5 protein-coding genes are annotated in these 4,566 nt (G+C 49.0%); all 5 read right to left on the bottom strand.

What is annotated here, in order from left to right; all coding sequences use genetic code 11:
* The coding region (locus FTU90_RS15720; RefSeq protein ID WP_167788572.1) for an IS91-like element ISVsa3 family transposase at positions 1–1,051 on the bottom strand (1,051 nt) is incomplete at its 3' end.
* Between the two features lie 210 nt (positions 1,052–1,261).
* Complete coding sequence (locus FTU90_RS15715) at positions 1,262–1,486, bottom strand: hypothetical protein (RefSeq protein ID WP_000743213.1); 225 nt, start codon at positions 1,484–1,486, stop codon at positions 1,262–1,264.
* A complete protein-coding gene (locus tag FTU90_RS15710; protein WP_001366550.1) occupies positions 1,483–2,220 on the bottom strand; it encodes a recombinase family protein in 738 nt (245 codons plus the stop codon). Before FTU90_RS15710 ends, FTU90_RS15715 begins: the two co-directional genes overlap by 4 nt.
* A 148-nt stretch (positions 2,221–2,368) precedes the next feature.
* A complete protein-coding gene (locus FTU90_RS15705; protein WP_024160783.1) occupies positions 2,369–3,535 on the bottom strand; it encodes a tetracycline-inactivating monooxygenase Tet(X3) in 1,167 nt (388 codons plus the stop codon).
* Positions 3,536–3,724: 189 nt separating this feature from the next.
* Positions 3,725–4,390: a tyrosine-type recombinase/integrase gene (locus FTU90_RS15700; RefSeq protein WP_015060916.1), complete on the bottom strand. Its 666-nt coding sequence runs from the start codon at positions 4,388–4,390 to the stop codon at positions 3,725–3,727.
* Positions 4,391–4,566: the final 176 nt, after the last annotated feature.

Genomic DNA, 4,566 nt, shown 5'->3' with positions numbered 1-4,566 from the left:
TCTTGAGCTGGTAGCGCACGTTGCCGCCTCGTGTTAACGACAGCCGCTTCTCGGATACCGCCGGGCGGCTGATGTACCGGCACAGCCGTTCGAGCTTCTTGCGTTCATCGGCCCTGGCCGCCACGCCGGCGTGCAGGCTGGACCCGGCTACCTTGCCAATCCCGTCACCGAACGGATCACCACTGGTCGGCAGAGTTTGCAAAGTGAACACCTTTCGCCCCGCCTGTGAACCGACAGCGATACGGTAAGTGATCGAGTGCCCCAGCAGGGGTGTCATCGGGTCGTCATCCACCGCATCCGAGGCCAGATAGCTGTTTTCGACATCCCGTTCCAGCAGGCCTTGCCGTTCCAGATAGCGACCCACCCGGTGGGCGATGGTGTGCGTCAGCTGGGTGAGCTCTGGGCTGGTCGGCGCCTTGACCCAGCGGAAACGCGCTGAGCCGTGGGATTGCTCGACATACACACCGTCGAGAAACAGCATGTGGAAGTGAACATTCAGATTGAGCGCCGATCCAAAACGCTGGATCAGGGTGACCGCGCCCGTCTTGGCCACTTGGTGGGTATGGCCCGCTTTCTTGACCAGGTGCGTGGCAATGACGCGGTAAACGATGCCCAGCACCCACCCCATGATCTCGGGCCGGCTGGCAAACAGGAAACGCAGCTGAAACGGGAAGCTCAACACCCACTGACGCATGGGTTGTTCAGGCAGTACTTCATCAACCAGCAAGGCGGCACTTTCGGCCATCCGCCGCGCCCCACAGCTCGGGCAGAAACCGCGACGCTTACAGCTGAAAGCGACCAGGTGCTCGGCGTGGCAAGACTCGCAGCGAACCCGTAGAAAGCCATGCTCCAGCCGCCCGCATTGGAGAAATTCTTCAAATTCCCGTTGCACATAGCCCGGCAATTCCTTTCCCTGCTCTGCCATAAGCGCAGCGAATGCCGGGTAATACTCGTCAACGATCTGATAGAGAAGGGTTTGCTCGGGTCGGTGGCTCTGGTAACGACCAGTATCCCGATCCCGGCTGGCCGTCCTGGCCGCCACATGAGGCATGTTCCGCGTCCTTGCAATACTGTGTTTACATACAGTCTATCGCTTAGCGGAAAGTTCTTTTACCCTCAGCCGAAATGCCTGCCGTTGCTAGACATTGCCAGCCAGTGCCCGTCACTCCCACTCGATTGTAAACAAGCACACAAAACCCTTTAGTGACAACAATTTGCAAGAACTATCAGGCTCAGTGCCATGAAAAATACCATGACCAGATCATGAGGTTGAACACGGCTTGCGCCGGCAGCGTTCACGCTCCTGGTCGGCGATCTCGCCCGGCTGCAATGCTAGCTCAGCATCGGTCATGCGCTCCAGCACGTCGCGTAGGCGGATGGTGCAAGGAATGGGCGGCAGCTCGAACTCATAGCCGCCGGCGATCATTTCGGCCGCAATCTCCTCGGTGATGAAAAACGGCTCGTCGTCTTGGTTCGGCTTCTTCATGCCCTTTCCTCCTGGCGCTCATCCTGGCCGACAGCGGCCAGGGCATCGGCTTCCGTCAATGCGTCCTCCACGAACGCGCCGTGCTGCTTCGCTTCGGCCTGGCTGACCTCGGCCCATATCCGTTTCACCTGGGCCGCACTGTACCCGGCCAGCTCGGCGGTCTTGTTGATGCTGTAGCCGGACTTGCGCAGCGCGACAACTTGGGCGCGGCGCTTCGGATCAGCACGGCGGCCCTTGTACCGCCCGGCCTGGCGGGCCAACTCAATGCCTTGGCGCTGGCGTTCGCGCCTGTCCTCGTAGTCGTCGCGGGCCATCTGCAAGGCCAGGCGAAAAAGCATGATCTGCACGGCTTCCAGCACGATCTTGGCGACGCCCTGGGCCTCGGCCGCCAGGTCGGATAGATCGACCACGCCAGGGACGGCCAGGCGTGCGCCTTTGGCCTGTATCGAGGCCACCAGGCGCTCGGCCTCGGGCAAAGGTAGGCGGCTGATGCGGTCGATCTTCTCGGCAATGACCACCTCGCCGGGCTGTAGGTCGCCGATCATGCGCAGCAGCTCAGGCCGGTCGGCGCGTGCGCCGGATGCCTTCTCACGGTAGATGCCGGCGACGTAGTAGCCGGCGGCCTTCGCGGCCGTAGTGATCGCCTCTTGGCGTTCCAAGTCCTGCGCGTCGGTGCTGACGCGCAGATAGACCCGCGCCACCATCGGCGCGGCTACTGGCTTCGTCCTGCGCATACTTGCGGGCTCCTTTGGGCATACTCAAATGCACCCATCTTAAACTGGCAGCTAATGTACAAAAGTTGATAGAAGCACACAAGTTCAATTTTGCACTTCTGCCCCACTATTGCAAAACTGCTTGTTAGTAGCCGTTTTTTCTTACTGTTTATAGATTCAATAATTTTTGAAACGAAAAATTGGGACTAAACATTTCGGTTTCGTTTTCTGTCGATTCGTCCTGCGTATCTTTTGCATAAACAAACATTTGTTGTTCGTAGTTTTCGATGGCATTTTCAATACTTGTAAATTCTCCGTTTGTAAGGTTTTCAGACAATATCAAAGCATCCAATAATCCCGTATTTACACCCTGTCCTGCAAAAGGCGACATCAAATGAGCAGCATCGCCAATCATTGTTATGGGTAATGGACGGTTACTTTTCCAATCATTGTTCAAAGGAAATTTCCTTGTGGGCAAGCATTGAAATGTTGATACCGAACGTATTAATTGTTTGTAAACTTCACTCCATTTGGAAAATCTTTTCAATAAAAAATCGGCAACGCTGTTTCTGTCCTGAAAATCTAAGGGAATTTTATTTTTCCATTCATCGGGCGTTTTAAAACTAATTCCTAAATACAATGCACCATTATTATTGGGATTGGCAAACAATAAAATGCCCTGATGTCCCGCCATTAATCGGTTGCCGTTGCATAGCTGAAAAAATCCGGGACAGTTTATTTCCGGTTGAAGAATATCAGCTTGGATGTTGAAAGTACCGGTTTCTTCAACTTGCGTGTCGGTAACAAAGCTCCTTATTTTCGACATTCCACCATTGGCAAGAATAACCAAATCTGCTGTTTCACTCGGTTTATTCTCAAAAGTTAGTGTCCACTTCTTCTTACCAGGTTCAAGCATAACAAGTTTTCTATCCCAAATAACCGTGTCGTTTTCTAAACTATTCAACAAGATAGCCCTTAAGTCATTTCTGTTTATTTCAGGATTGTCAAATCGATTTTCGGGCTTTACATTTTTTGTGGATAAAATATTGCCTTTTTCATCAGCAATATTTACACCCATTGGTAAGGCTAAGTCATAATAAGTTTGTAACAATCCCGCTTTTTTCATTGCTTCCTGACCTGAACCTTTGTGTAGGTCAAGGGTTCCACCAAAAATTCTTGCCTCTCGGTCGTTGTCTCTTTCGTAAACTGAAACGTCTATGCCGTTTTGCTGTAATAATTTTGCCATAGTCAGTCCAACGGGTCCACCACCAATTATTGCAACGTTCTTATCACTAAGTAAATTCATTTGTTTGTCTGTATCTATTCGCATTGTCATTCAAAAATGGCACATAACAAGTGGCTATACGCCAAATGGCGTATATATCCACTATATCTTATTTTGCTAAACCTTTCATTATCAGTGACAAATCCGTTTTCAACCGTTTACCGTTCGTTTCTACTCTCTCAAAAGGATTTATATTCATAGTGCTTTTTGTTAAGTTTTGCTCAAATATACAAATCCTTTCTATATATCTAACAAATCCATCGGACTTTTTAATTGTTCCATTCCCTTGGTGGTAATATGTGTATAAACCTCAGTTGTTTTACTGCTTGAATGACCTAACAACGATTGAATATAACGTAAACTCGTACCATTCTCAAGCAAATGCGTTGCAAAGCTATGTCGTAAGGTATGTACAGTAACTTCCTTTTGAATCTTTGCTTTTAAAACAGCTGCTTTAAAAATGTTTTGAATACTTCGGCTTGAGTATGCGCCACCTTTTTGACCTTCAAATAAATAATCTTTTGGTTTATATTCCATAAAGTATGTTCTTAAAATAATTAATGTTTTCTCAGATAAAATGGTATAACGATCTCTTTTTCCTTTTGACTGTTCTATACGAATTTGCATGCGCTTGGAGTCAATGTCTTTTATTTTCAGGTTTATACATTCAGAAATGCGCAAACCTGCCGAATAAATAGTCATCAGAATAGCCTTGTGTTTCACGTTTTCAATAGCGCGTAGTACCCGAATGGTTTCTTCTTCACTCATCACAACAGGAAGTGTTTTTTCTTTTTTTGGTCTTTCGATGAAATATGTTTTCCGTTGTCCACCCAAAACACGTTCGTAATAAAACTTAATCGCATTGATTGCCTGGTTTTGATAAGATATTGAAACTTTTCGCTCCATAACCAAATGTCGGAGAAATGATTGTATATGTCCTTCATTCAATCGATCGACGTATAGGAAGAATAAACGCCCTTTTCACCCAAGTCCAACAGCTTTGGACCGCAGTTGACTCTTTCGACACCCCTGCGATGCAACCCAATCCGGCTGACGGGGAGCCAGCAACGCTGAAAATTTAC

The organism is Acinetobacter sp. YH12200 (assembly GCF_013418175.1).
Taxonomy (GTDB): Bacteria; Pseudomonadota; Gammaproteobacteria; order Pseudomonadales; family Moraxellaceae; genus Acinetobacter; species Acinetobacter pseudolwoffii.
Note: the sequence above shows the minus strand (reverse complement) of the source record. Positions and strands in the feature narration are given on the sequence as shown.

Bases quoted from the DNA above. Each gene is read 5' to 3' on its own strand.
- FTU90_RS15710 (WP_001366550.1), bottom strand. From the start codon at position 2,220: ATGCGCAGGACGAAGCCAGTAGCCGCGCCGATGGTGGCGCGGGTCTAT.
- FTU90_RS15700 (WP_015060916.1), bottom strand. From the start codon at position 4,390: ATGGAGCGAAAAGTTTCAATATCTTATCAAAACCAGGCAATCAATGCG.
- FTU90_RS15715 (WP_000743213.1), bottom strand. From the start codon at position 1,486: ATGAAGAAGCCGAACCAAGACGACGAGCCGTTTTTCATCACCGAGGAG.
- FTU90_RS15705 (WP_024160783.1), bottom strand. From the start codon at position 3,535: ATGACAATGCGAATAGATACAGACAAACAAATGAATTTACTTAGTGAT.